The organism is Nostoc sp. (genome assembly GCF_036919615.1).
In the GTDB taxonomy this organism is placed as follows: domain Bacteria; phylum Cyanobacteriota; class Cyanobacteriia; order Cyanobacteriales; family Nostocaceae; genus Nostoc.
Map to the genome: position 1 here is coordinate 1 of NZ_JBALCN010000061.1, position 474 is coordinate 474.

1 protein-coding gene is annotated in these 474 nt (G+C 47.3%); it reads right to left on the bottom strand.

The annotated features are described in order from the left end of the window. A partial coding sequence (locus V7K48_RS18345) for a WD40 repeat domain-containing protein (RefSeq protein ID WP_442949447.1) occupies window positions 1-474 on the bottom strand: 474 nt, incomplete at both ends.

Consider the following 474-nt stretch of genomic DNA (forward strand, 5'->3'; position numbering starts at 1 on the left):
GCTGATGCCCCTAATATTGTTGAGATTGCCAAAGTTTGTTAACTGTTTGCCCTGAATGTCCCACAAACGAGCCGTCTCGTCATCTAATTTCGTGACCAGACGCTGCCCATCGGGGCTGAAGCTAATGTCCCTAATATTGTTGAGATTGCCAAAGTTTGTTAACTGTTTGCCCTGAATATCCCACAAACGAGCCGTCCTGTAATCTAATTTCGTGAGCAGACGCTGCCCATCGGGGCTGAAGCTGATGTCACTAATATTGTTGAGATTGCCAAAGTTTGTTAACTGTTTGCCCTGAATGTCCCACAAACGAGCCGTCCTGTAATCTAATTTCGTGAGCAGACGCTGCCCATCGGGGCTGAAGCTGATGCCCCTAATATTTTTGAGATTGCCAAAGTTTGTTAACTGTTTGCCCTGAATGTCCCACAAACGAGCCGTCCTGTAATCTAATTTCGTGAGCAGACGCTGCCCATCGGG